The sequence below is a fragment of the Psychrobacter sp. TB20-MNA-CIBAN-0197 genome, assembly GCF_040309765.1.
GTDB classification, from domain to species: Bacteria; Pseudomonadota; Gammaproteobacteria; order Pseudomonadales; family Moraxellaceae; genus Psychrobacter; species Psychrobacter submarinus.
In genome coordinates, this window is record NZ_JBEOPC010000022.1 from 31,781 (window position 1) to 55,758 (window position 23,978).

Annotated in this window: 18 protein-coding genes; 8 read left to right on the top strand and 10 right to left on the bottom strand. The window is 46.7% G+C overall.

Translation table 11 applies throughout. The annotated features are described in order from the left end of the window. Positions 1-95 precede the first annotated feature (95 nt). The gene (locus tag AAEY83_RS08470; protein WP_037059604.1) at positions 96-3,536 is read left to right on the top strand and encodes a DNA translocase FtsK; all 3,441 of its coding nucleotides are present in this window, start codon (positions 96-98) and stop codon (positions 3,534-3,536) included. A gap of 142 nt (positions 3,537-3,678) precedes the next feature. Continuing rightward, complete coding sequence (locus AAEY83_RS08475; protein ID WP_025646667.1) at positions 3,679-5,172, top strand: amidase; 1,494 nt, start codon at positions 3,679-3,681, stop codon at positions 5,170-5,172. A 15-nt stretch (positions 5,173-5,187) separates the two neighbouring features. On the opposite strand, the gene AAEY83_RS08480 is transcribed toward AAEY83_RS08475, so the two are convergent. Next, positions 5,188-6,078 (bottom strand): DODA-type extradiol aromatic ring-opening family dioxygenase, encoded by an 891-nt coding sequence (locus AAEY83_RS08480; RefSeq protein ID WP_084212654.1) that lies wholly within the window; start codon positions 6,076-6,078, stop codon positions 5,188-5,190. Between the two features lie 65 nt (positions 6,079-6,143). Then, the gene (gene rlmH / locus AAEY83_RS08485; protein WP_025646669.1) at positions 6,144-6,632 is read right to left on the bottom strand and encodes a 23S rRNA (pseudouridine(1915)-N(3))-methyltransferase RlmH; all 489 of its coding nucleotides are present in this window, start codon (positions 6,630-6,632) and stop codon (positions 6,144-6,146) included. A 198-nt stretch (positions 6,633-6,830) separates the two neighbouring features. On the opposite strand from rlmH, the gene AAEY83_RS08490 reads away from it, so the two are divergent. Then, positions 6,831-7,277, top strand: a complete 447-nt coding sequence (locus AAEY83_RS08490) for a DUF2147 domain-containing protein (RefSeq protein WP_025646670.1) — start codon at positions 6,831-6,833, stop codon at positions 7,275-7,277. A gap of 115 nt (positions 7,278-7,392) precedes the next feature. Here the strand turns inward: AAEY83_RS08490 and AAEY83_RS08495 are convergent, their stop codons facing one another. The 6 genes from AAEY83_RS08495 to dapC form a co-directional block, all read right to left on the bottom strand. Then, positions 7,393-7,938: a DUF421 domain-containing protein gene (locus AAEY83_RS08495; protein WP_025646671.1), complete on the bottom strand. Its 546-nt coding sequence runs from the start codon at positions 7,936-7,938 to the stop codon at positions 7,393-7,395. Positions 7,939-8,201: 263 nt separating this feature from the next. After that, entirely contained in the window at positions 8,202-8,666 is a 465-nt protein-coding gene (locus AAEY83_RS08500; RefSeq protein ID WP_025646672.1) for an ABZJ_00895 family protein, read from the bottom strand. Between the two features lie 47 nt (positions 8,667-8,713). After that, a complete protein-coding gene (locus AAEY83_RS08505) occupies positions 8,714-10,750 on the bottom strand; it encodes a D-alanyl-D-alanine carboxypeptidase/D-alanyl-D-alanine-endopeptidase (RefSeq protein ID WP_025646673.1) in 2,037 nt (678 codons plus the stop codon). A 95-nt stretch (positions 10,751-10,845) separates the two neighbouring features. Continuing rightward, a complete protein-coding gene (locus tag AAEY83_RS08510) occupies positions 10,846-11,451 on the bottom strand; it encodes a 3'-5' exonuclease (RefSeq protein ID WP_025646674.1) in 606 nt (201 codons plus the stop codon). 68 nt (positions 11,452-11,519) lie between these two features. Next, positions 11,520-13,445: a DUF294 nucleotidyltransferase-like domain-containing protein gene (locus AAEY83_RS08515; RefSeq protein WP_025646675.1), complete on the bottom strand. Its 1,926-nt coding sequence runs from the start codon at positions 13,443-13,445 to the stop codon at positions 11,520-11,522. Between the two features lie 181 nt (positions 13,446-13,626). After that, positions 13,627-14,877 carry a succinyldiaminopimelate transaminase gene (gene dapC, locus AAEY83_RS08520; protein ID WP_025646676.1) on the bottom strand — a complete coding sequence of 417 codons (1,251 nt, stop codon included), beginning with the start codon at positions 14,875-14,877 and terminating at the stop codon, positions 13,627-13,629. A 263-nt stretch (positions 14,878-15,140) separates the two neighbouring features. Between dapC and AAEY83_RS08525 the strand changes: the two genes are divergently transcribed. Both AAEY83_RS08525 and AAEY83_RS08530 read left to right on the top strand, forming a co-directional pair. Further along, on the top strand, positions 15,141-15,842 hold the full coding sequence (locus tag AAEY83_RS08525; protein ID WP_025646677.1) for a hypothetical protein: 702 nt from the start codon (positions 15,141-15,143) through the stop codon (positions 15,840-15,842). Between the two features lie 99 nt (positions 15,843-15,941). Beyond that, a complete protein-coding gene (locus tag AAEY83_RS08530) occupies positions 15,942-17,018 on the top strand; it encodes an RNA-guided endonuclease InsQ/TnpB family protein (RefSeq protein ID WP_025646678.1) in 1,077 nt (358 codons plus the stop codon). A gap of 135 nt (positions 17,019-17,153) precedes the next feature. On the opposite strand, the gene glnD is transcribed toward AAEY83_RS08530, so the two are convergent. Beyond that, the gene (gene glnD / locus AAEY83_RS08535; RefSeq protein ID WP_025646679.1) at positions 17,154-19,904 is read right to left on the bottom strand and encodes a [protein-PII] uridylyltransferase; all 2,751 of its coding nucleotides are present in this window, start codon (positions 19,902-19,904) and stop codon (positions 17,154-17,156) included. A 150-nt stretch (positions 19,905-20,054) separates the two neighbouring features. Beyond that, positions 20,055-20,846 carry a type I methionyl aminopeptidase gene (gene map / locus AAEY83_RS08540; RefSeq protein WP_025646680.1) on the bottom strand — a complete coding sequence of 264 codons (792 nt, stop codon included), beginning with the start codon at positions 20,844-20,846 and terminating at the stop codon, positions 20,055-20,057. 343 nt (positions 20,847-21,189) lie between these two features. On the opposite strand from map, the gene AAEY83_RS08545 reads away from it, so the two are divergent. The 3 genes from AAEY83_RS08545 (at position 21,190) to AAEY83_RS08555 (ending at position 23,722) form a co-directional block, all read left to right on the top strand. Then, a complete protein-coding gene (locus AAEY83_RS08545) occupies positions 21,190-22,263 on the top strand; it encodes an esterase/lipase family protein (protein WP_025646681.1) in 1,074 nt (357 codons plus the stop codon). Positions 22,264-22,322: 59 nt separating this feature from the next. Next, positions 22,323-23,423 carry a lipase secretion chaperone gene (locus tag AAEY83_RS08550; RefSeq protein ID WP_025646682.1) on the top strand — a complete coding sequence of 367 codons (1,101 nt, stop codon included), beginning with the start codon at positions 22,323-22,325 and terminating at the stop codon, positions 23,421-23,423. Positions 23,424-23,599: 176 nt separating this feature from the next. After that, positions 23,600-23,722, top strand: coding sequence for a hypothetical protein (locus AAEY83_RS08555; RefSeq protein WP_264673187.1), 123 nt, complete (start codon positions 23,600-23,602; stop codon positions 23,720-23,722). The last annotated feature ends 256 nt before the right edge of the window (positions 23,723-23,978 follow it).

The following is a 23,978-nucleotide window of genomic DNA, read 5'->3' on the forward strand; positions in this document are numbered from 1 at the left end:
TTAGAAATTAAGCATAAAAACACCTAAGCACGATTGTCAGCAATCGTGTATTACCATTTATTTAGTATCAATATATTGATAAAGGCAGATCCTACGTGATATCAGCAGCAGTTATAGACTATTTAAAAAAAGGGATATTTACCATTCTTGGGCTAATGCTAGCAGTCTATCTGTTCATTATCTTGGTGACGTATACCGGGAATGATCCTAGCTGGTCACATATCAGTAGCGATATGACAACCATCAATAATATGGGCGGCGCGACAGGTGCGTGGTTGTCTGACTTGCTTTATAGCTTTTTTGGCTATAGCGCGTGGTGGCTGCTGGTATTTATGGTTTATGAGTCTATCCTGATTTGGTGGAATAACAAACCTACCTTTTGGATATTACGTTTGGTGGCTTATGTCTTTTTGCTGCTGAGCGCTAGCGCTTTATTCGCGCAATTAATAGCATTAATCCAGCAAGTGGCAGACCCGGTGACATCAGGTCTCAAGGGCGTCGCTGGTGGTATCATCGGGCTTGAGCTACAGGCACGCTTAGCGCTGTTATTAACGAAATGGGGTAGCCTGTTATTTTTGAGTGTTTTTGTAGTAGTGACGGCCACTTTTGCTTTTAACATTCATTGGTTATCGTTATATCGTAAATTGACTGATCTGCATTGGCTCGGTTCTGGCATAGGCAGTACAGCTAGTACAGTCTCTGATACTGACCAAGCTTTGGATAGCGGTGCCTTGACCCGCGATGATGGCATTGATGTGACCGATCAAAGCAGCGCTGCCCCTACGCCAGCTGCAGACTATGAACAGCTACCACTTGAGCTGCAACAAGAGTCTAGCACCGCTGCCCAAGATAGCGGCCGCTTTAGCCATGTGTTGACTGACTTTTTAGCTAAGTCAGGACTGGGCGCTAGCGTCAAAGAGGCGATAGCAAATGCTGAAGCGGCGACTAATAAAGCTGCGAGCGATCATCTACAGCCCGCTACTGCTACCGCGAATACGCAGAACGCTCATGAGCTGGCTCATCCGCGCCAACAAAACACTAGCGCCGCTACTGCGCCGCTACGCAAAGTTGAGCCAAGCTTTGCTTGGAATGATGACGAAACGGTAGCTGACTTGCTCGCGCGTGATGCCGCTATCGAGCAAGCAGAGCAGGGCGGTCCAATCGAGCACATGACTCATTCAGAATCTAAGCAAACAACGCTTGATGAGCCAAAAGAGATAACTGAGACTGCTGCTAGCGATGCTAATGATGCAGAAATGCATCGAGCAAACGCTACCATCAATAATGAAGGTCATGATGAATCAGCCAATACTGATACTCATGATGAGGTATTAGAAAGCAAAGCAGTACCAGCAATGTCAGCTCAGGTTGATGATCTAGCTGATGCTTGGTTGGCTGAGCATAGCACTGTCGAAGCTAGTATCGCTAAACCTAGTATCGCTAAACCTAACACTGCTGAACAAACCGTAAGCGCTCCTCAAGCTTCAACTACTCAGCAGGCTGATGCTGAGTTAGAGCCCATGCAAACCACTGGTACTGAAACCACTGACACTGAAATAACTAAAGCCGAAATAAATAACATCGAGACAAATAACAGACAGACAGCAGCTAGCGAAAATAATGCGATTGAATCAGCTGTGGCTGCGAATCCTATAACGAAACCTACAGTTGCAACCGCACCGGTAACAGAAAGCGCAGCTACGAAAGCGACATCAATAGCTAGCCCTGCTGGTGAGCCAGTGCCGACAGCCAGTGCCTCCTCGCTTACAGATATGACCCCAACCAATACGCCGCCGTCCAATCCAAAAGAAGCGCCTAAAGCGCAGGAAACGACTGAGGAATTACCGGAAGAGTCAGCACCAGTGACAAAACCTACGGTAAGCTTTGCGGTACCTGATGACGATGCGAGTAATCTCATTACTGATATGATGCCGGAAGACAATAGTCCGGCAAGTAATGAGGACTTGGATGAGCCAGTCATGCCGGATATTCATGATGATGACGCTTTCACTAAGCGCTCAAGATCAATGCAAACCGCTCAGTACCGCAGTAGTCTCAGTAAAATCCCAGAGCTGTCCATTCTCGATGAGCCTGATCCTGATCGCAAGCCGAGCTATACCGAAGCCGAGCTTGAGCAATTATCAGAGCTACTAGAGATCAAGCTGCAAGAGTTCAATGTCAAAGCCGAGGTTGTCCAAGCAATTCCAGGACCAGTCGTCACCCGCTTCGAAGTTGATCTTGCTGCCGGTATCAAAGCCAGTAAAGTCACCGGTATCGCGCGCGATTTGGCTCGTTCGTTATCTATGGCATCATTACGCGTGGTCGAGGTCATCCCAGGTAAGCCTTATATCGGCATCGAAGTACCTAATAAGCAGCGCGAGATGGTACGTTTGATTGAGTTATTAAATACCGATAAGTATAAAGACCCTAGCGCGCAAATCAGCATGGCGATGGGTAAAGACATCGGCGGCAAGCCTATCATTACTGATCTGGCACGCGCGCCGCATATGTTAGTCGCCGGTACCACAGGCTCTGGTAAGTCGGTACTGGTGAACTCTATGCTGCTCTCTATGCTACTGAAATACACCCCTAATGAGCTCAGACTGATCCTCATTGATCCTAAGCAGCTTGAGCTGGCCAATTATAATGAGATTCCTCATTTGCTGACGCCTGTGGTGACTGATATGACAGAGGCGGCCAGTAGCTTGTCTTGGTGTGTGGCAGAGATGGAGCGCCGCTATCAGCTGATGAGCCTGCTAAAGGTGCGTAAACTTAATGAGTTTAATAAGAAAGTCCTCGCCGCTGAAAAAGCAGGTAAGCCAATGCTCGATCCCTTATGGCGGCCCAATGATAATGTCAGTATCGATCAAGCGCCTAAGCTTAAAACATTACCGATGATCGTCATCGTCGCCGATGAGTTTGCTGATATGATTATGCAAGTCGGCAAACAAGCCGAAGAGTTAATCACCCGCTTAGCGCAAAAATCACGGGCTTCTGGTATTCACTTAATGCTAGCGACTCAGCGTCCTTCAGTTGATGTGATTACCGGTCTGATCAAAGCCAATATTCCCGTACGTGCGGCTCTACGCGTCAACTCAAAAGTCGATTCGCGTACGATACTAGATAGTGGCGGCGCTGAAGACATGCTCGGTAATGGCGATATGCTGTTCTTAGGGCCAGGTCAAATTGAGCCAGACCGCGTGCATGGCGCTTATGTTAGTGATGAGGAAGTCAACCGTGTCTGTGATGCCTGGCGTGAGCGCGGCGCTCCAGATTATATCGATAATATGGCGGACAACTTTGAGTTATCAAGCTCTGGCGGTGGTAGCTCTGGTGGCAGCGCGTCGGGCGAAGATGACGATCTTTATGATGAAGCAGTGGCCTTTATTATGGAGACGCGCAAAGTCTCCGCCTCGTCCATTCAGCGCAAATTTAGTATCGGTTATAACCGCGCGGCGCGTATCGTAGACTCAATGGAGGAGGCCGGTCTGGTCAGCTCTATGGGTAAAAGCGGTAAGCGTGAGCTGCTGATGTAGCTGCAATTAGATTGGGTTTATCTAGCAAAAAACGAGTCACGAGAGTGGCTCGTTTTTTTGTTGTACATTGTGTTCTCGCCTAATTCTGGGCTATAGTGTTTGCTGATAGGTTTTACAACCAACAGCTATGCAAGGATGCTTTATGTTTAAAGAATACACCCAATATGACGCGCTAGGCTTAGCAGATCTCGTCAGCAAAGGCGAAGTCAGCGCCAAAGAATTGCTTGATAGTGCCGTTGCACGCGCCAACAAGCTCAACCCCAAACTCAATGCCATAATTCACCGTTTCGATGAGCGCGCTTACGATCAGGCGCAAGCAGGGCTACCATCTGGTGCGTTTACAGGCGTGCCTTATTTACTCAAAGACTTATCATACAGCTTCGAGGGCGAGCCTTTGACCATGGGTAGCCGTAGCGTTAATATTCAGTCAGATTATGATAGTGAAATTGTCAAACGTATGAAGGCCACAGGAGTCAATACCTTTGGCAAGACCAATACGCCTGAGTTTGGACTGATTATTACCACTGAGCCCAAAGCGCATGGTGCCACTCATAATCCGTTTAAAAAAGGCTATAGCTCGGGCGGCTCATCGGGTGGTAGCGCGGCAGCCGTAGCAAGTGGTATCGTACCCATGGCAGGCGCGGGTGACGGCGGCGGCTCTATTCGTTTCCCAGCGGCTTGGTGCGGCGCGTTTGGTCTCAAACCTAGCCGCGGTCGTAACCCAATGGGTCCTAAAGTAGGAGAAGGTTGGGAAGGCGCGGTTGCTGATCACGTGATTACCCGCAGTGTGCGTGATAGTGCTGCGATGCTTGATGCCACGAGCGGGGCCGAGGTTGGTGCGCCGTTCGTGATTGCACCGCCCGAAGGTAGCTTTTTAGAGGCGGCGATGCGCGCACCTAAGCCGCTGACCATTGCGCTGCATCAGCAGCCGCTGATTGCTGGTACAGTAGTGGATAAAGAGGTGCTAGCGGTACTCGAGCAAACGGCTAAGCAGTTAGAGGCCATGGGGCATCGCGTGGTACCTGCCGAGCCGAATATCAACATAGAGCAGTTTTGGCATGATTTTATGGTGGTCGTCTGTACTCATACCGCCTTTACTATCGATAATATTGAGCGCCACTATGGTGCTCATCACGTCAAAAAGCTAGAACCTCAAACTCAAAACATGGCGCTACTAGGACGCTCGCTATCCGCAGTTGATTTAGCGCACGCTAAGCAAGGCTGGCACAATAGCCAATATCAGACCGGATTGTTATTAGAAACTTATGACATGATTTTGTGTCCGACCGTACCGACGCCAGCGGTCAAACACGGTGTACTGCCACCAAGCGTGATGGATGAGATGCTGATGCGCAGCGCTGAGCTGCTTAATAAAGGTATCGATATGGGCAAGTATGCCTTTAGCTCTGGCATGATAGAGAAGCTTAGCCATCCGGTACTCAGTAAAATGGCCTTTACCTTATTAGGTAATGTCACAGGCTTGCCTGCAGTTTCTGTACCCGTCGGCATGAGCAAAAAAGGCTTACCTATTGGCATGCAGCTGATCGGGCGTATGAATGATGAGACGACACTATTTAGTGTGGCAGGAGAGATGGAACGCGCTGGCATGTTTACTAAACCAGCGTTTGCAAAATAGGTAGATAAGAAGACGCTAATCGAAGCGGTAAATATCCATTCCTAAGCTATGATGCGCCATGCTTTGATGCACGACACTGACGCGTTGACCCGCACCTAAAGCAAAAAACAGCGGCAATAGGTGCTCATCGCTTGGATGGATATCTTTGTAATTGGGATATCGCTGCCAATTTAAGGCGGTAGGGATATCAGTTTTGAGCTGCTGCAATAACCAGAGCTTAAAATCCTTTGCCGTCTTATCAATGCTATCAGCTTCCCAGCGCATTGCTTGTAGATTATGAGTAATGTTGCCCGAGCCGATGATTAGAATTTGCTGCTCGCGCAGACGAGCAAGCTGCGCGCCCAATTGATAGCATGCTATGCTGTCATAATGCTGTGGTAGCGATATTTGTACCACAGGTACATCGGCATTAGGATAGAGATGACGAAGCGGTGACCAAACGCCATGATCGCTGGCTCGTAGCGGATTCGCTGCAGTATTGATACCGCGCGTGCTGAGCTGCTGCGCTAAAGACTCAGCAAGAGCGGCATGTCCTAAAGCTGGGTATTGTAGTTCGTGTAACTGTTGATTAAAACCTGAAAAGTCGTGCCAAGTCTTGGGCTGCGGGTTACTGCTAATCTCAAGCTGAGTAGATACCCAGTGCGCTGACATAATGATAATGGCGCGCGGCTTAGGTAGGTTTTGTCCGATACGTGCAAGCGCACTGGTCGTCGCTGACTGCTCGATAGCTAAGGTCGGCGCGCCATGTGAGATAAATAAAGCAGGCAGTTTGGCCGCGTTAGTCAAGCCTATAGGCGCATCTGACCAAGCCGCCGCACCACTGATAGGCGCAGTGGCATTCAGGCTTTCATGATGCAAGCTGTGATTTAGCGGGCTTGTGGCTGTAGCTGACTTTGATTGATTCATGTCAGCTTTATTAGGGCAGATTCGCGTTTTTCAATCCGCTTGGCTGTTTTCGCTTAGCTCTGGTGCTAGTTGCCGCGGTGATAAGGATGATTGTTATTGATACTCATCGCGCGATACAGCTGCTCCATCAGCACGACGCGCACTAGCGGGTGCGGTAACGTGAGCGCGGATAATGACCAGATCATATCAGCCTTTGCCAGTACAGCAGGTGAGACGCCATCAGCGCCGCCTATCACGAGCGCCACATCCATGCCTTGCGGCATTACATCGGCAAGCTTATCTGCCAACTTCTCAGTTGAGAGCATCTTGCCTTTAACATCGAGCACCCATAACTGCTCATGACCTGAAGCGTTATGCGCCGCCAGTATCGCCTGTCCTTCTTGCTCACGGTACTGAGCGAGATTAGCGGTCGAGGGGTTTTTTGCGCGTTTTGCCGCCGCAATCTCCACAATGTCTGTGCTAATCATAGGCTGGATACGTTTGAAGTATTCATCAAACCCGGTCTGTATCCATTTAGGCATCTTATTGCCGACGCTCAGTATTCTTATTTTCATGACAGTTAGCACTCCAATAATTGAGTAAAAATAACAAAAGAAGTCTACGCTTAAGTTAATGTAACAAACAAGCCTTTTACCTGCCTTTTTTTATGCTTAACTAGCATTCGACAAACAATAGTTTGTTTTGCCACTAACCTGTCACTGGGTTATCTTTTTTATGGAGTTAATTAAAAGTTTTTACGAAAAGAGTCGTTTATGAACCGTACTATATTAAGCACATTCACCTTAACTGCAGCAGCATTGCTGTCTACTTCTGTGTTTGCCGCCTCGCTAGATGGCACTCAGTGGCAAACAGTCGATGACAAAACCGGCGAAAAAAAAGCCATCATTCAGTTAAATGAAAAAGGTGGCAAAGTCTCCGGCAAAATCATCAAGGTACTCGATAAACAAAAAGCAAAGGCAGTCTGTACTAAATGTTCCGGCAGCCTAAAAAACAAACCAGTCGAAGGGCTGCAGATTCTAACAGGTCTAAAAGCGGACGGTAATAATCAGTGGAGCCATGGCAAGCTGGTTGATCCGGAGTCTGGCAAAGTCTACTCAGGAAAAATCACCTTAAGCGACAATGGTCAGAGCTTAGATCTGCGCGGCTACGTGGGTACGCCTTTGTTTGGTCGCTCACAGACTTGGCAGCGTATCAAATAATCGGCGTAAACAGATATAAATAAAAAGGAGGATTAATCATTATTAGTCCTCCTTTTCTATGCTGACTCTTTGGAATAAGCAACAAAGCTATAACGAAGTTCTCATGACCAGCGCATTACGGCTGCCTTATAAGCGGCTCTAAAGTGTCACTAGGATCAGTGTTGTCGGTGTCATTAGGGCCATCGTGCTTTCTAGGGATGACGCTGAGCACAGCTTCAGACTCTAAGACGATAGCTTCGACATCATTTATATTATGGATACCTTCTTTACGCATCGCACTTTCAAGTTCTTGCCGAGTGAGCCGTTCCTCAAGCATCGCCGTTGTCAAAAACTCTCCTTGATAAAACAAAATACGCGGCTCAGAGAGAATAAGACGACCAAAGTAAGGCGAGTAAGAAGCGTACTTGGTCACCGCATACTGTAATAGATATAGGGTCACAATAGAGGCACTACCTTCAATGAACGGGATTTCCTTGAGCAAGATAGTACTAGCGCCCAACGAGCCGATCATCACCGTCACAATCCAGTCAAAGTTATTGAGCTGCGAGGTTGAGCGCTTACCTGAGACTTTGGTGGTGACGACAATTAAGATGTAGACCAGCACAGCAGTCAGCACAATACGTAAAAGCTTTTCTATATTGTCAAAAAACAGCATATCCATAACGATCACCTCTATTTATATTTCTAGCTACTGATTGCAAACCGCTGTTCGTTAAACGCAGTGCATAATTTGCTCAGCCTAACGGATTTTGTGGCGTAGTCATAGCGCAGTAGGATATAAGTTTTGTATTTACATAGAATTTAGAGACAAACTAATAAAAATCAGCTCATAGCACTGTTTTGACTCATCACATTTTGCGTAGCGGCCAGTCGTTGACAGGCTAGTAGGTTGACGTGTGGAGAGATTGATAGGTTGATCAAAAGCTACTTTGGGCTTAGTAGCCGATTAAACAGCCAAATACCGATGCCAGCGCTGACAAAGGTGAGCAGCACAATCGCGATTAGAGCGAACAACAATGGCAGCGGCTGCTGTAGGCTCATTTCTATAAAGACTTGCCGATTGGCCTCATCAAATAGCCATAGCCAAATAGTAAAAAAGTACAGCGCGTTCAGCAACCAAACAATGCCCGTACCGCCAATAGCTAGTCTGACCATCTCAGCTTTACGTAACGCACGGCTGTAATGTTTGATAAATTTGTGCACGGCAATAAAAGCGCCGACTAAGATAGAGAGTAACGTCACCAATTGCGGATTGAGCGCAATTTGCGTTTGCAGCAGCATTAATAAAGCGCTGGCGAGAATATAACCCACCATAAAAAACCCTAAATACTGCGCGAGTTTGACTGACTGAGCTTTAGAATTACTTAAGTTTGCAGATTTGCGCGACATAACTTTGCCTATATAAACATATTACGAGCTGAACGATACAGCTAAGACTATTTTTCGGCAGTCCAATCAAGCATAGCATCGAGTACCGGGCGTGCCAAATAAGGATTTAGCGCGCTGTCGGTATTTATGATTCCGACTACCGCATAGTCTTGTCCGGACTGTCCTTTGACATAACCTGCCATGGCAGTGACATTGCTTAAAGTGCCGGTTTTTATCCAAGCTCGGCCTATAGCCTTTGACTCTGGCAAGCGTTCGCTATGATGCATAATTGTGCCACTAACTCCGGCAATGCCTAATGAGTTGACATAAGCGTCAAAGCTGGGATGGCGATAGGCAAAGCTCAGTAGCTCATTAAGATTGGCGGCGGTCAGCGTGCAATCGCGACATAGTCCTGAACCATTGGTCAGATACGGCGGGGTAGTGGTCAGATTGGTTTGCCACCAGTCATCGATGCGCGCTAATGCCTGCGGGTAATCAGTCGTTGTTGCTTGCCCAAATTGATACAGGCTAGTAGCGTTTGGTTTAGTATTATTAACGTCAGTTATAGTCTGACCCTTAACAGCGCTGCTATTCGCGGCGCTGTTATTTGTATCAATAATATCTGGGCGCTTAGCATCATAATAACTGCCAATGGAGAGCGCTACTTGCTCAGTCATTACATTATTGGAGAAGTGATTGATATCGTATATTTGCCGCGTCAAATTATAAGAAGGATAACTGACTAGCGGTAAAGGCGATAACGGGAGAGAAGATAAACCATTAGTTGAGTGGTACGCCGCGTAAGGCTTTTCTTGACTGAGTACCTCTCCGCTAAGCGTATTACCAAGCGCCTGCCATTTACTAGCGATGACACGAGCGGCAAAGTCTTTGGCGTCTGGGTGGTTTACATAGAAGACATGCTCACCGCAGCTCTCTGGCAGCTTGGCATTGAGGGCGAGTTTATCTTGTTGCCAGCGCGGCGCTAAGCTATTACGAGCCTGCGAGCAGCGGGCACTGCGAGTGCCTATGTGACTTGGTAACTGGTAATTGGCTAACTGCGGGGTATAAGTGAGCTTTGCTTGTCCATTTGCCATAGGATACGTTCTAATAGCAAGGCTATTAAAGTTCACTAAAAAACCATCTGGACTGGCATTATAAGGGCGCAGAGGGGCGTTATCGAAAGCGGCTGGATCTTTACTGACGTTATTAAATATTGAGCTGTCGACAATGATATCGCCATCGATGTGGCGAATGCCGGTTTTTTGTACTTGATAAAGGAGCTGCTCTAAGCGCGCGTGGGTCATTTTGGGGTCGCCGCTGCCCTGAATGATCAAGTCGCCTTGCAGTCTATCGCCAAGGATGAGGCCGGTATGATAGACCCGAGTAAACCAAACAAAATCTGCGCCTAGTGTGTCGAGTGCCACAAAGCTAGGTATCAGCTTCATAGTGCTGGCAGGGGTGCGCGGGGTATCGATATTATGGCTAATCAGGGGTGTAAGTTGGCGTTTGCCAGTATCTTTGCTCTCGCTATGGCGGACGCTGCGGCTTTCATCGATGGTCAGTACCGGCGGCGGGTTCTCTAAGCTTTGATAAGTGTAAGGGTCGTCGGTATAAGCTTGCAGCTGACGATTCTGTTGCTCGATGGCTTGCTTGTCGACAGCAATGGTTACATTCGCGGCTTTGCTACTATTAACAGAAACATTATCATCGGCAGGATCGTTAACAGGAGCATCACTGGCGCTTGCTGCCACTTTGTCTACGGATACCGTCGTCGAATCCGCGCTATTACGCTCAGCACTGCCCTCAGAATCATTGTTAGAGTTATCATTAGTATCGCTATCGATGACTTCTATAATCGCGGGTAAACGACTCTTGGTTGTATCGCCGAGTGGAGTAATGAGGATACTTATAGTATCAGGGCTGAGCTCGGCTTTGTTTAACGCCGCCTCGATAGAAGCGGGTAGCGCCGCTTGTGAGGTGAGCGGCATTACGCTCAGCATAAGGCCCGTCAATAGCTTTGAGCGCTGGACATGCCGATGGCGACTAGCAGAGTCAGTAGCACAAGAGATAGTAAGCAGATTTGAGAATCTAGATAGTATTGTCATGAGGCATCGAGCTTAAATCGTAAAACGGCTTATAGTAACATGAGTGGCTACGCGAGTCTCAAAAAGCGCATAAAACACAGACTAAAATCGCCCTCTTAGCGCACATGCAAAAAAGCCATAGCGGTCATTAGGGCGTCATTATAAGCATCATGGCTACCAAACTCAGGGATATTATAATGAGCGAGTATTTTGGAGAGTTGCTGTGATGCTTTGGGCGTATTCGGGTCGCGCTCGCCCATACGTTGACTGTATAAGCGTCTAACATCAAGCACTTCATTGGGCAAAGTAGTACCCATATATTGCTTGATTAAGGGATTTAAAAACGCGATGTCTAGCTGCGGACAAAACCCAACGATAGGACGATTACTGATAAAGGGCAGTAGCATGGACAGCATCTCATCATAGCTCAGACCCTGAGCGACATCGGCGCTCCGTAGACCATGAATGATGATAGTATCGCGATTGGGCATGACCGGCGGGCGACAGACTAGATGTAGGCCATTACCAGTATCGATAGTATCGCCATTGATATGAATGGCGGCGACTGAGAGCAAGTGATGCTTACGAGGATTGAGACCCGTCATTTCACAATCTATCGCCACCCATTGATCTTTTATAGGCGGCTCAAACATCGGGGCAAGCTCCGCACGCTGTAGCTTGCTTTTTTGCCATTGGTTTGATAATTGCTTAAGCCAACTCATAAGTGTTTGCTTCTCAATAATAGTGGTAGTCAATAAGCAGTATAGCGCTTACACCGTTTAATTCTGCCTTAACCGATCTCGAGCTGGTAGTGCTGGCGTAGCTGGTTTTTGAAGCTCTTCACGACCGATAAGCACTCTTTTAATACATCGCGCTCAAGCGCCGATAGGGTCATAGGGTCGACTTGCCGAGCATACTTATTATCAGTCGCAAGCGCCACTGCCAAGCGCTGACCCATAAAGAACTCCAATGCTTCGTTTAAAGTGGTCGCTCGCTCTTGATTGAATACTCCAGCTTGCACGAGTGCCCTGAGCCGACCTCTAGTACTAGGCACGTGTAGGATGTCATATTCCAATGCCATACTGCGTATGCCATGCACTAACGGAAACAGGCCAGACTTTTTGAGATCGATAGTGGCGTCATTGGTCTTACCCAACAAAGGCGCAAGGCGCTGCCACCACTGATTGACATCGCCAAACTGCAAAGCCGCGCGCGCGAATTGCCGCACAAACATAGGGTCAGAGTGGCGATGCGCAACTTTGAGATGCTCACGAACTTGAGTCAATAGCGTCTCATCACCGCAAACATATTCGCCATCGAGTATCGCGGACAGATAGATCGCCTGCATCGGATCAGTATTTTGAAACCACCGGCTGATCTGCGCGGTAAACTCCTGTAGCGGTTGTCGCCACATAGGGTTAGTCATCATAATATTACCATCGCACAGCGGATAGCCTAATGCCGCTAATTGCTGATTGAAAGAGTCGGCGAATTCAGCGAGATTTGGATGACTAAAGCCATCGCGTATAATCAGCGCATTGTCTTGATCGGTACGCATGATCTGCTCGCCGCGCCCCTCAGAGCCCATCACGATCACACAAGTGTTGTCAAAGACCTCTTCTGGCACGATAAGCTGCCACAGTTTAGTAAATACCTGCGCATTAAGCGTCTGAACCATGCGGCTGACGTTACCAATCTTGACACCGTTTTGCTGCTGAGCACGAATATAGCGCCCAATCAGCTCGACAGCGGTATCAATACTAGCAAAATCCTTGGCTTGCTCGATCTGAATACTGATCAGCTGCGAGTGCTGACCAATATAGGCAAGCATATTGCTTTGCCCCAAGATACCGGCGACTTGGCCACTATCATCGAGGACGGGTAGCCTATGAATACGGTAGCGAGTCATAGTCAGTAGTGCATCGCCAATCTCACTATCAGCGTTGATAGTACGTAGGTTGAAGCTGGCATAGTCTTGGCAAGGGGTAGTTGCTGGGTCTTGTCTATCGCTGACAGCCCTACAAACATCGGTATCAGTCAAAATCCCTAGCAAACTGTCGCTAATATTATTGGCTTTATCTGCTAGTGGACGCACCAACACGTGCTTCATCTTAGCTTCGGTCATGACCTGTGCCGCTTGCTGTAGGCTAGAAGCTGCCTCAACGATATGTACCGGTAATAAACTCACATCGGTCACTGGCTGCAGCATGATTTGCTGTACTTCTTGCTGGGCGGTGTAGCCACTATGACTCAGCGATAGTTTTTGCGACTTAGTGCTTTGACGCTGCTGTAGGGCCTTGAGCTTTTCGGGTAATTTATCCGAGAGCAGCTGACGCACTAGATGGTTTTGGGCACTAATCTTATCAATAGCCGTACCGTCTATTTGTAGCAGTAGCGTATCTTCAACGGCGCGGTAGTCATAAGAGGAAGAAGGCGAGCGCGTGTTGGTTGCTTTTTTAGGGGTACGGCGGCTATCGAACCAGTCGTTACTGTGAAAGTGGTCGGAGTGATTACTACCGAAGTAGGCCGCGACAAACTCGTCCGCGTAGGTCTGCTCGATTTGACCTTTTATCACCACATAAAAGTAGAGTAAATCATCACTCGTTAAGCGCTCATCGGCAGCTAGATAACGTATCTGCGTGTGTTTTCTGATACTTTGGCGTTCCGCTAAGCTCAACACATCAAAGGGCGGCTGGGTGAAATCAAGTGGGATCATGGCATCATCCGTGATAGCGTTATCAATCCGCTATAGTAATAAATAGGGTCGTTGTCTGATTACTATAGCATTATATAAAAAATAATCCTTAATAATATTAGGGTTATTAAGGATTAGTGACCACATTGGCGCTAACGTTATTTGCCAGTTATTTACTAGTTATTTGCTAGTTATTTGCTAGTTATTTGCTATCAGCCGCGCCAGTCAGTAATTGACGAATACGCTCAATCGCCTCGCGGCTCTCTTCAACGCTTGCTACCAGTGCCATACGCACATATCCTTGTCCAGGGTTTTTACCATTGACCTCGCGGGATAAGTAGCGCCCCGCTAGAGCATGGATATTTGCTTGCTCATAAAGCGCCTTTACAAACGCTTCATCGTCGCCTGCAAATAGCTCCGGCACTTTTACCCAAAAGTAAAACCCAGCATCCGGCATCCGCAGCTCTAATAAATCGCCAAGCTCTGCCATCCACAAGGCAAATTTTTCTTTATATAGCGCTCGATTATGAGCGACATGCTTCTCATCTTGCCAAGCTGCGATAGAGGCGAGCTGATGCGGGATAGGCATAGCGCAGCCTTGATAAGTGCGATACTGCAAGTAAGACTTTAACAGGGCTGCGTCACCTGCGACAAAGCCTGAGCGTAGACCGGGCAAGTTTGAGCGCTTGGACAAGGAGTGAAAAACGATACAGCGCCTAAAATCATCTCGACCAAACGCTGTGCACGCTTGTAATAAGCCGATAGGGGCTTCGTCAAAGTACAGCTCGCTATAACACTCGTCGCTGGCAATGATAAAGCCGTATTTATCAGATAAACGCATGATAAATTCCCAATCGTCCAAACTCATCACTGAGCCTGTTGGATTGTTTGGACTACAGACAAATAGCAGTTGAGTGCGCTCCCAAACCTCAACCGGCACCGAGCGATAATCACCCTTAAAGTTATTGTCTAAGGTACAAGGAACAAAATAAGGCGTCGCCTCGGCCAGTAGCGCCGCTCCCTCATAAATCTGATAAAAAGGATTGGGCATAACCACCATCGGCGGCGACGTCTCTTTGCTATGATTGTCACTATTATTACTGTAGTTGTCACTATGATCGATAACCGCTTGCACAAAACTAAAGATAGCCTCGCGAGTACCCATCACGGGCAGTACTTGCTTATAAGCATCGACATGATGCAAAAAAAAGCGCTTTTCTAACCAGTGCGCTATCGTTTGCCGCAGCTCAAAAGTCCCATTAGTAGTGGGATAACGGCTTAAACTGTCCAAGTTTTGCTGTAGAACGTCCAAAACAAAGGCAGGCGGCTCATGTTTTGGCTCACCAATACCTAGCTTGATTTCGCTGTAGCTTGGATTTGGCTTACTGTTAGCGAGTAGGTCGCTCATTTTGGCAAAAGGATAAGGGTGCAGGGCTTGTAAGTTGTGATTCATAGACGTAGTAACTATAATAGACAATTAATAATAAAGTAATAAAGTAATAAAGTAATAAAGAAAAATAACATTAACGCAGTGTAGCACCTCTCTTATTTTTTGTCTTTTTCTTATCGTGGTTATTCGCTACTGATATAGCAAGGTCGATAGCAGAAATAGCCCACCCTCATTATTTAGAGCGATTGGCAAACGCTTACTTTTTAACCGATAACATCTAATGCGACAAGCAACACGGATTGTGCTCTTTAGAGGACTTAATAATTATGACTAAAAGTTACATAGCTTCTAAACCTGAGAGTAAGAACATGAGCGGTACGGATCTGGATAATAGCGCAAGTACAGCAGTAGAGCATGCGTACGACTCAACACATGCGTGTAAAGTATGTGAACAATTAAAGAGCCGTGAGCAGCAGTGGTGGCAAGCGCGTCAACGTCTCATAGATCTCAAAGAGCGGCAGATGTTTTGGTTCGGTGATAATAGCCTAATGATGTGGCTGCTTTGGCAGTTAGTCAGCTATGTCGTCGTAGCGATTGTGCTTATGCTGGCAAGCAAGACGCTTAGTTTCTCGCTGTCTATCCAGCAATATGTGCTGATATTCGCCTTACAGACTTTAGTCTTTATCGCCGCGCTTGTCTTTAAGGGTAATCTGGCCAATCTGCTACAAAATAAGATACATAGAGCGCAGCTGAAGCGAGAGCAGTCCTTTAATGAGATGATGGTGCTTGCCTCAGATAGTCTGTTTCCTAATGTACATGCTGAGGCACCGCTGTCACTACAGCGCATCTACGAGAACAATCATCACCAGTTGCGGCTCGTGAGCTTACATGCATTGCTCAACCATGAAATCGATGCGGGCAGACTCATCTTACAGCAGCAAACTCATGCTGATGTCTTACCCTTAGATCTGGCTGAAGATGAGCTCAATGATGTCGCTAACGACATTGTTTATCATCCAGCGCCGTAAAACCACGTCCTTCTAGGGCGTGGATATCAGGCATCAGTCGTTGTCGCCCAGTATGGTGAACCCCTTGATACCCAGCTGCATTGAGATCATAATTATCCCATGAAAACGCTCAAGCTACGCATCAAAGACAAACACGCCACTCAGCTTAATATCTTGGCTGGTGCAGTCAACTTTGTCTGGAATTACGTCAATGAGCTAAGTTTTAAACATTTACAGCGCACTGGCAAATTCTTTTCAGCCTATGACTTGGCCGCTTACACCAAAGGGGCGGGTGAATACCTAAATCTACACAGTCAAACCTTGCAAGCGATTAGTGAGGTTCACACCAAAAGCCGTAAACAGTTTAAAAAAGCCAAACTCAACTGGCGCACCAACAACCCAAAGGCCAAGAGAAGAAGCTTGGGCTGGATTCCGTTTAAAAAGACCGCCATAAAACATCTATCAACTCGTCAATCAGGCAAGAAAAGCCTTAAATCTACTATTCAGCTAAGCCTTGCTAAGGGTGAAAAGCTGATTATTGATCTATGGGACAGCTATAACCTAGCCCTGTACAGCATCAATACTATGGAGCTAGTGCAAGACAATCGCGGCTACTGGTATGCCTGTATCACCGTCAAAGAATTTCCAAAGACTAAGTGTGGCACAGGCCAAGTCGGTATCGATTTAGGCTGTAAGGATTCAGCAGTCAGTAGCGATGGTGATCAGCTACAAACCAAAGTCACCCATCAATATGCTGAAAAACTGGCCATTGCCCAAAGAGCCAAGAATAAAAAACGGATCCGTGCGATACACGCCAAGATCAAAAACACCCGCCAAGATCTGATCCATAAATTCACATCAAAGCTTGTTAAAGCCAACAGCCTAATCGTTGTTGGAAAGATTAAATCAACATCATTCACTTCATCCAAACTGGCCAAATCCGTCTATGACGCGGGTTGGTTTGAGATTAAGCGGCAACTGGATTACAAATGCGCGAACGCAGGTTGCCACTATATCGAAGTCAATGAAGCGTACAGCACCCAAACCTGCTCGTGTTGCGGCTCTCGCCAAGACAGTCCGAAAGGTAGATCAGGTCTTGGTATAAGAGAGTGGTTTTGTCGTTCTTGTAAAATGACCCATAACAGAGATGTTAATGGAGCAAAAAACATTCTCGCGGTCGGGCTTGGCCGTCTTTAGTAGGAATCCCCGTTCCTTTAGGTCGGGGAGGAAGTCAAAGAAGCACTGTTGCTCGCCGTGATTTGTAATTATAGCTATTGACTGCTATTTAGTACTAAGTCTGAATGCTTTTAAAGTAACTCAGTCAGTTTTCCACTAGCTATGACTATTATCAGGGCGAACGCTTAGACTGGCTATCAAGGCCTCTTTTAGGGTTTCAAGCTTACTGTCAGATAAGGGCGCGTCATTTTGATCGCTAATATAAAACATATCTTCAGCGCGCTCGCCTAGAGTCGTAATACGAGCGGCGTGCACTTCTATACTTTGCTGCAAAAACACTTGACCTACACGTGCTAGTAGCCCAGGCTGATCGAGCGTCTGTAAGCTCATAATATGCTGATTAGACGCTTCATTGAACTCAAAGCTAATCGTCGTTGGGACATCGAAATACAGTAGTTGTCGAGGCATGCGTTTGCTGGTTAATTTAGGAGCGCTAGGATCTTTGAACGCATTGATTAAGCGCTGTTTTAACTCTTCTTGCTCGTCAGTTTCCGTCAATAAAGTACCGCTACGGTCAAGTAACACATAAGAGTCCAGAGCAAAATCGCGTGTGGCGGTGATAATACGAGCATCTAATACATCCAAGTTCATGTGATCAAAGACCGCCATCGTTACTGCAAATAGATTGTCCTGATTTTGGGTGTAAACAAATACTTGTACCGCATCTAGCGCCAGCTCCCGATGCTCACGCAAGACGACCAAAGGTGCACTATCAGCATTTGAAGCACGGCCAATCGGCGGATGCGCCAAAATCGCTGCGGTATGCCAAAGAATGTCCTCAGCGATCTCCCGCAAAAAGTATTCATCGCCTAAGTCATCCCACAGGCTTAGCACCTCTTCACGGTCCATGTGCTGATTATCTGCTGAATCCAGCATTTGCGTAGCCTGCTGACGCGTGGCACGGATCATATCTTGACGATTAGTCGGCGCGTCAATATCTGCGCGTAATATCCGCCGCGTCTGCGAATATAGCTGCTTCATAAGACTGGCGCGCCAGCTGTTCCAAAGCTGCGGGTTGGTGGCATTCATATCCGCCACAGTCAGTACATATAGATGATTGAGATGGGTGACATTGCCGATAAGGTCTGCAAATACAGTCACCACATCAGGATCTGAGATGTCCTTTTTCTGCGCGGTCATCGACATTAGTAAATGATAGCGCGTCAGCCAGCCTACCAGATTAGCATCTGCGAGACTCATACCATGCTTGAGACAAAACTCAATGGACTCAGTCTGCCCAAGCTCGCTATGATTACCGCCGCGACCTTTGGCGATATCATGAAACATCGCCGCGAGCACTAAGATCTCTTTTCGCTCGATACGCTGAAAGATAGCGCTAACCAGCGGAAAGTCTTGCTGAAACCTGTCGTCAGTAAAGCGATGCAAAATACGAATCAAAAACAGCGTATGCGCATCGACCGTATAGCGATGGAACAAGTCATACTGCATGAGTCCTGTTACTTGTGCAAAAGAGGGGATGTAATTACCTAAGACGCCATAACGGTTCATCGTTCGCAGACGGTGGAACAAATAGTTTTGCTCTTTAAGATTGGCTAAAAACAGCGCTTGATGCTCAGGTGTGTCACGGTAGTTCTGATCAATACCGCGGGCTGCGACTTTGAGCGCGCGTAGCGTATGGGTGCGCACTTTTTTTATGCCTTGCTGCCCCATCAGTAAGAACATCTCTAGTATCGCTTCTGGATGCTGAGCAAACACACGATGATGGGCGATAGCGATTTGATCGCCGATTTGATTGAAACGCGCATTCAAAGGGCGTTTTTTTGGGCGCTGCTCTTCAGGCAAGTGCGGCTCTATGATAGTTTCAAAATAATGATTGATCAGCATCTCAGATAACGTCGATATCTGCATAGCGCAGCGGTAGTAATCGCGCATAAAACGCTCGACTGCGGCGTTGGGCTCGTCATCAGGCTGAGTCTCGTAACCCATGAGCTGCGCGATATCACGCTGATAATCGAACAACAGCCTATTTTCATTGCGGCCAGTCAGCTCATGCAAATGATGACGTATCTGCCAGATATAACTCTCAGCAAAGCTGAGCTCATCGAACTCTTTTTCGGTCAAAAAGCTCTGCTGAACTAAATCATAGAGCTTACCAACTCGAAAATAGCGCTTAGTCACCCAGCCAATAATATGGATATCACGTAGACCGCCAGGGGCTGTTTTTATATTCGGCTCAAGATTGTATTCAGTGGCATTGTGGTGTAGGTACCGGTTTTTGGCTTCCTCTATTTTGATCTCGTAGAAATCGAGCTGCGACCACAGCTTATTAACGACGGCGATAGGTGTATCTTTTAGATCGTTATTACCGATGAGTAGTCTTGCTTCGAGTAAGGAGCTGGCAACGGTATGATCATGAGCGGCCTCTAAGCACTCGTCAACGCTACGTACCGCAAGCGCAGGCTCCAAGCCAACGTCCCAAAGCATAGCAACTAAGCGATCTATTTTTGTGCTGACTTCTGTGCCGATATCTTCAGGAGAGAGTAATAAAATATCGATGTCTGAATACAAAGACAGCTCACCGCGACCATAGCCGCCGATAGCAAATAGTGCCAGATCAGTCTGCTCCAATTCAAACCATAAAAACAGACTGCTTAACAGCTCATCGATAGCGCAGGCGCGCGCCGCAACTAATTGTCTGATATTGACCCCGCGCTCAAGCGCTCGGCTGATATCTTCATTGATCTGAGCTAGCCACTCAGGAATGCCTAGCAAGGACTTTTTGCTAGGGTCATTGACGACCAATAAAGGCGTGCCTGCTGACTCATCAGGAGCAGCTAATGCAGGTAGAGGCGTGATATAAACAGAGGCAACATCGCAAGTAAACATGATTGTTATTCCATAAATCAAATACTTAGAAAGCAGAAAACCGAGAGCTATAAAGCTATACTGAAGGTTGTCATACTATGTTTTTTTTAATACTATAAAGTATAAATCAACCGCAAAAAAAAGACCGCGTAAGCGATCTTTTTTAGGTAACTATTGGGTCAAAAAACTCAAATCTTCTTCAGGGCGCGTGGTAAAGACCTCGCAGCCATTATCCGTCACCACCATCGTATGCTCCCACTGTGCTGAGAGCTTACGATCTTTGGTGATCGCCGTCCATTCATCAGGCAAAATCTTGGTCTGCCATGTGCCTTGGTTGATCATCGGCTCAATAGTAAAAGTCATGCCTGTTTTAAGCTCAAAGCCTGTACCTTTTTTGCCATAATGCATCACTTGCGGCTCGTGGTGAAACTCGTTACTGATGCCATGACCACAGAACTCACGTACGATACTAAAACGCTCAGGCTCGACCACCTCTTGAATCGCCGCACCAATATCACCGAGACGCGCGCCGTCTTTGACTACGCTCATACCCGCATACAGTGCCTTTTGCGCGACATCACAAATGCGCTTAGCCATGATAGAACCTTCGCCAACGATCCACATCTTTGAGGTATCACCGTAGTAGCCATCTTTGATGACCGTTACATCGATATTGATAATATCGCCGTCTTTAAGCAGCTTGCTTTCGGTAGGAATACCGTGACAAACCACATGATTAACAGAGGTGCAGATAGATTTTGGGAAGCCGTTATAGTTCAGCGGTGCTGGGATAGCGCCTTGCTCATTGACGATATAATCATGAGCGATTTGATTTAGCGCTTCGGTACTGACGCCAACTTTGACATGCTCATCTAACATGACTAGGACGTCGCTGGCGAGCTTGCCCGCTACACGCATTTTATCTATGGCTTCAGGAGACTGAATGAGGGATTTCTTTATCATATTCTTATACTTACAGTTATAGATTTGAAGTGCTCTAATTATAGCATAAATGCTTTATTAGAGGATCGAAGAGGTTATAGTTCATTATATGGAGATAATGTGCGTAAATCACAATATCTATTTAACAATCAAAAGTTGGCTATTGACCTGTCAGTTTTTAAAAAAACCAATTGTCAATTGATTATTGCAAATTATATGAGTAGTGTAATTGAAATGCCAAATGGATTGGCATAGGTTTTTTGCGAGCTGCTACTGACTGCAATCAAATATGCTGTATTAAGTAGTTTGTGTTATTGAGCTTATAAAAAGACCAATTAACCTCAGTAAAGACAAGGAAGTGCTCATGACATTTAATACAACTCTCCTCACGACCTCAAAAAACAAACTGCTGCCTGTGCTCAGTGCTTTAGGTACTAGTGCGCTATTAATGACTATGCCAGCGACCTCAGCGCAAGCGGCAGGGCAGTACTATAATTGTGCCAACGCCAATGGCTGCACGCTAGTCGATAGCAAATACTTTACCTCCAGTTATACCAAGACTCAGTATCCAGTGGTCATGGCTCATGGGCTTGGCGGTTTTACCAAGCTGTTTGGGGTCTTAGACTATTTCAACGGGATTCCTAGTGAGCTGATGAAAGGTGGATCAGAGGTGTACACCACCAAAACATCAGCGGTGAATAATAGTGAAGTCCGCGGCGAGCAGCTATTACAGCAAGTCAAAACCATCACTGCCATTTCAGGCGATCCAAAAGTCAATTTGTTTGGGCACAGTCAAGGCGGTATAGACATCCGCTATGTCGCTGGCGTTGCACCAAAATACGTCGCCTCGGTCACCGCCGTATCAAGCCCAGAGCAAGGCTCAAAAACAGCCGATTTTGTCAAAAACGTCCTTGAACCAAACAATGACACAGGTGAGCCATCAAACGTCACGACACAGCTGGTATCAGGGGTGTTTAATTTGATTGGCGGCTTTACAGATGTGGGATCAGGCATCAGTATTAAAGAGATACAAGCGCAAGATGGCTGGCAATCACTCATGGCGCTATCAACCGATGGTGCGGCCAAATTCAATGCCAAATTCCCCGCAGCAATGCCAACAAGTTACTGTGGTCAGCCAACCAGTACCTCTGCAAACGGTATCAAATATTACTCATTTAGTGGTGTCGGACAAGTCGTGAGAGCCCTTGACCCTAGTGATTATCTGCTTGCAGCAACAAGCGTACCGTTTTTATTTGATGCCAATGATGGTCTGGTCTCTGCCTGCTCAAGCCGACTTGGGTATGTGATTCGTGACAACTACCTCATGAACCATTTGGATTCAGCCGATCAGGTATTAGGTTTGACCGCATGGGGCGAGTCTAAGCCCAAGTCCATTTATCGTACTCAGGTCAATCGCCTAAAAAACGCCAATCTCTAACCCCAATGACCATCTATTTAATGACGATCTATTTAATGATTGCCTAAGAACTCGTATCTATGTCAAAACATCGCCGCCCCGCTTATCTACCGATTGTTATAATCGCTGTGGTCATCATAGTCATCGCGGCGGCGGTGATTGTGTGGTTTAAACCAGATAATAAACCGATGGCGACTCAGCAGTCGCTATCTGCTTCACCCACTGATAAGTCTGAGAGTACACTGTCCACGGCGCAAAGCAATACTCAAGCTGAGGCACCATTTGCTCAAAGCGATGCTTTATTTGTCACTGGATTGGAGCGTTTGCCGCGCTCATTGAAAGGCACGCAAGTGGATGGTGAGATTATCATTGATGAGCACAAGCAATTGGTCGTTACGGAAGGCTTACGGCGGTTGTTCGATTATTTTTTGTCCGCAATAGGAGAGGAGGAGGAAGCGGTTATATTTGCGCGTGTCGAGAGTTATATCCGTCACCATACCCCAGAGCCTGCGGCCAGCCAAGCGGTCGCTATCTTTGGCAACTATGTGGCGTATCTCAAAGCACTGCCTGATATAGAAAAACGCTATGGCAATCTGCAACTGCAAGCGACCAAAAATGGTGAGCTGGATTTGAATGCCATTGCTCAGCAAAAGCAAGAGGTAGCGAGTTTACGTCAGCAGTATTTTGACAAAACCACCATCGAAGCCTTCTTTGGTGCAGAAGATAACTACGATGACTATAGTATAGAGATGGTCAGAATCAACCAAAACGAGCAAATGAGCGAGGCACAAAAACAGGCTGCCAGACAAGATTATGTGAGCCGTCTACCAGATGGTGCGATCAAAACCAATATCCTGCAGCAAGCCAATCTTAATGAGCTTATGATCCGTACTGAGCGGATGAAAGCGGCAGGTGCCAGTCCTGAAGCGCTATACAACATGCGCCGAGAGTTAGTGGGTGTACCAGCGGCCGAGAGACTGGCGCAAGTCGATCAAGAAGATGCCGACTTCGATCAGCGTTTTCAACAGCTACAAAGCCAAAAGCAGCAAATTCTGGCGCAAACTACTGACAAGGCGAAAGCACAAACTCAAATCACTCAGTTAGAAAAACAGTTGTTCAATAATGCGGAGCGTAAGCGTTTGACCGGTTATGCCGCCTTGCAAAAGAGTGAGCTTGAATAGTCCCTGTTACATTAAAATCTAGCTGTTAACACTAAGTAACTTACAGCAATGGTAAAAACAGTAGTTAATAGTAGCTCATTGAGCTAAGTTTATTAGCTAGAGCGTTCTTATCGTTATATTTCTCTTATTTGAGAACTATAGTAATAAATTTATTAAATACTAACTTAGGAGTTCACATGAAAAACACAATTAAATTAGTAATGACCAGCATAGCTTTAGTTAGCGTCTTAGCAGGTTGCCAGTCATTAGCCACGCAGCCAACCGCTGAGCCAAATATCACTGGTACCGATGTGATCTAAACTGAGGTTACAGCGCGTAGAAGCTACTTTATTCTTTCAACCTTTAAGACCTTGCTAATTAGCGAGGTTTTTTTGGCTAGTTCTAGAGTCAAATTTATCTTAGAGCAACTTGTTACGAGCTATCAGATGGTAACAAGTTAGCAGTTAGGTGGTTAGCAGCTCAGACATCAACAAGCAAATAGACCTCTTGCAAAAGTAGCAGAGGGAATTAAAATAAGAAGAACATTCATCGTTGTCTAAGAACCATGCCAAACAT

Bases quoted from the DNA above. Each gene is read 5' to 3' on its own strand.
- AAEY83_RS08495 (WP_025646671.1), bottom strand. From the start codon at position 7,938: ATGGATATGCTGTTTTTTGACAATATAGAAAAGCTTTTACGTATTGTG.
- AAEY83_RS08545 (WP_025646681.1), top strand. From the start codon at position 21,190: ATGACATTTAATACAACTCTCCTCACGACCTCAAAAAACAAACTGCTG.
- dapC (WP_025646676.1), bottom strand. From the start codon at position 14,877: ATGAATCACAACTTACAAGCCCTGCACCCTTATCCTTTTGCCAAAATG.
- AAEY83_RS08480 (WP_084212654.1), bottom strand. From the start codon at position 6,078: ATGAATCAATCAAAGTCAGCTACAGCCACAAGCCCGCTAAATCACAGC.
- AAEY83_RS08525 (WP_025646677.1), top strand. From the start codon at position 15,141: ATGACTAAAAGTTACATAGCTTCTAAACCTGAGAGTAAGAACATGAGC.
- glnD (WP_025646679.1), bottom strand. From the start codon at position 19,904: ATGTTTACTTGCGATGTTGCCTCTGTTTATATCACGCCTCTACCTGCA.
- AAEY83_RS08555 (WP_264673187.1), top strand. From the start codon at position 23,600: ATGAAAAACACAATTAAATTAGTAATGACCAGCATAGCTTTAGTTAGC.
- map (WP_025646680.1), bottom strand. From the start codon at position 20,846: ATGATAAAGAAATCCCTCATTCAGTCTCCTGAAGCCATAGATAAAATG.
- AAEY83_RS08515 (WP_025646675.1), bottom strand. From the start codon at position 13,445: ATGATCCCACTTGATTTCACCCAGCCGCCCTTTGATGTGTTGAGCTTA.
- AAEY83_RS08505 (WP_025646673.1), bottom strand. From the start codon at position 10,750: ATGACAATACTATCTAGATTCTCAAATCTGCTTACTATCTCTTGTGCT.
- AAEY83_RS08500 (WP_025646672.1), bottom strand. From the start codon at position 8,666: ATGTCGCGCAAATCTGCAAACTTAAGTAATTCTAAAGCTCAGTCAGTC.
- AAEY83_RS08490 (WP_025646670.1), top strand. From the start codon at position 6,831: ATGAACCGTACTATATTAAGCACATTCACCTTAACTGCAGCAGCATTG.
- rlmH (WP_025646669.1), bottom strand. From the start codon at position 6,632: ATGAAAATAAGAATACTGAGCGTCGGCAATAAGATGCCTAAATGGATA.
- AAEY83_RS08550 (WP_025646682.1), top strand. From the start codon at position 22,323: ATGTCAAAACATCGCCGCCCCGCTTATCTACCGATTGTTATAATCGCT.
- AAEY83_RS08475 (WP_025646667.1), top strand. From the start codon at position 3,679: ATGTTTAAAGAATACACCCAATATGACGCGCTAGGCTTAGCAGATCTC.
- AAEY83_RS08510 (WP_025646674.1), bottom strand. From the start codon at position 11,451: ATGAGTTGGCTTAAGCAATTATCAAACCAATGGCAAAAAAGCAAGCTA.
- AAEY83_RS08530 (WP_025646678.1), top strand. From the start codon at position 15,942: ATGAAAACGCTCAAGCTACGCATCAAAGACAAACACGCCACTCAGCTT.